Source organism: Desemzia sp. FAM 23988, from assembly GCF_045528365.1.
Taxonomy (GTDB): Bacteria; Bacillota; Bacilli; order Lactobacillales; family Carnobacteriaceae; genus Desemzia.
Map to the genome: position 1 here is coordinate 1 of NZ_JBGQQS010000052.1, position 1,564 is coordinate 1,564.

Below are 1,564 nucleotides of genomic sequence, written 5' to 3' on the forward strand. Positions count from 1 at the left end.
GAAAAGTTCAATAGAACTAAACAGCTTTTTTTCCGATTTTTCAGTTGTCCAAAAAAAGAGCGCAAGCGATTGCGATTAATGTTATCTACATTCATCGCAATGACGGATAAGGCAATCGTAGTCAAGGTAGTTTCGCGGAGTTTGGTGCGGATATTTTCCATACCGAAACAACGCTTCAGTAAACTGAAGCCGCGCTCAACTTCTACACGATCTGCATTATCGCGATATTCGATTTCTTTGTCTCTGGTTTGGTCTTTCTTTGGACGACCAAGTGATGGTCCGGCTAGGCGAATGCCTCGTATTTTGCAGTAAGACCTGTTTTCTCGATTTCGATAGATCTTGTCGGCAAGAACCCGCTCAGGATAACGTCCGTTTCGATCGTAGAAACGGCGGACAGCTTGAACCAACACAGAAGCTTCATTGTAGGCATCAAAACTGGTCTTTTCAATCCGTGCCATCCCATTTGAATCGATACTCAGATCTAACTTCGCGCCGAATTCAACTTTTGCTTTGGCTTTCCCTCGAACAATAGGTCGCAGCCATGGTTGAGAAAAGCTGACAATCCGGTCTTTTACGGAATGCGTCTTTTTATCGAACATTTCCTTCTGCTGGTCATAGATACGACAAATAACTTCGAATGTTTTTTGTTGTTTCTCGTTCAGTTTGATTCCATGCTCGAGATAGCCTTTGATGTAATCGATATCTCGGCGCACATATCCAAGCAGCTTCCGTATTTTAGGGCGCAACCATTTGGCTGACTTTCTTTTGCGGCGAACAATTGACAAATAGTCTTTTCTAGCTTTCTTGCGATACATACGAGGCTTAGAGAATCCGTTGGTTTCACAAATGTCGTCTACCATCTTTTCTGCATGCGTACGTGCTTCATTGAGCAGTTCTGTATCCGTAGGATACTTGATTTTTTGAGGTGCACAAGTTGCATCTAAGATCAATGTTCCGGCATTCCCTGAATCATTCGAATCTGTATCGTCATCAGTGTCGTTATCGTTATCTTGATTTTCTTTGTCTTTGGCTAAGGCGTACTCAGTAATTTTTTCATTGATCTCGGTCAGTGTAACAGCGTCCAAGCGTTTGCGAAAATAAACCATCGTCGAAGAGTCGAATGGTTTTTCCTCTTGATAGCCGGGCAAGCCGATAAAGAATTGAAGATAAGGGTTTTCTTGGATCTGAAGGACAGTCTCTTCATCAGAATAACCGTATTCTATTTGAATCAAAAGGGCACCCAGAGCCATACGAAGCGGTTTGGCGACATTGCCTTTTTGATTGCGAAAGTTCTTGGCATAGCCTTTTTCCAGTTCAGCCCAAGGGATCCATTCCGCTTTTTCAATCCATCTATTTTTCGGGTTCATTTTTAGTCCCATTGGTTGGTTGAAGTCTTCGAAAGCGATTTGTGAATACGGTTGTGATTTATACATGTTTCTGTCCTCATTTCAGTAAAAGTGCAAGGTTTTGTTTAACATCCTATAAAAACCCTTGCATCTATTATATCAATCATTAGTTGTAAAAGGCAGCAGAATAAGCATAGTTTATTATTCAGTAGACATTA

General features: G+C 41.5%; 1 protein-coding gene. It reads right to left on the reverse strand.

The genetic code is table 11. The annotated features are described in order from the left end of the window. Window positions 1-1,433: IS5 family transposase (locus ACEN4L_RS13360; RefSeq protein WP_407097740.1), on the reverse strand; the 1,433-nt coding region annotated here is incomplete at its 3' end. Window positions 1,434-1,564: the final 131 nt, after the last annotated feature.